Annotated in this window: 1 protein-coding gene; it reads left to right on the top strand. The window is 42.0% G+C overall.

Features of this window, described 5'->3' with window-relative positions:
• Window positions 1-231, top strand: a 231-nt coding sequence (locus KK062_RS30605; protein ID WP_498366332.1) for a nucleotidyl transferase family protein, incomplete at both ends; no start/stop codon positions are given.

The raw sequence follows: 231 nt of genomic DNA, 5'->3' as shown, positions 1-231 counted from the left end.
CAATAGATCATGTCGTTGCCTTTGGTGAGCAAGGCGATGATACACCAGTTCCTGTAATTCAAATTGTGAAACCTCACGTTTTTGCCAAGGGCGGCGATTATACTAAAGATAAGTTGCCAGAGGCAGATACAGTCGAGAAGTTCGGTGGTCAAATTGTTTTTCTTCCTCATATTCCAGCTCACTCTACTACCGGTATTATTCAGCGCATCAATGAGAGTAAAGTTGTAAAAG

Source organism: Dawidia cretensis, from assembly GCF_018598175.1.
GTDB lineage: Bacteria > Bacteroidota > Bacteroidia > Cytophagales > Cyclobacteriaceae > Ohtaekwangia > Ohtaekwangia cretensis.
The sequence above is the reverse complement of the archived record's forward strand: the minus strand, read 5'-3'. Positions and strand labels throughout refer to the sequence as shown.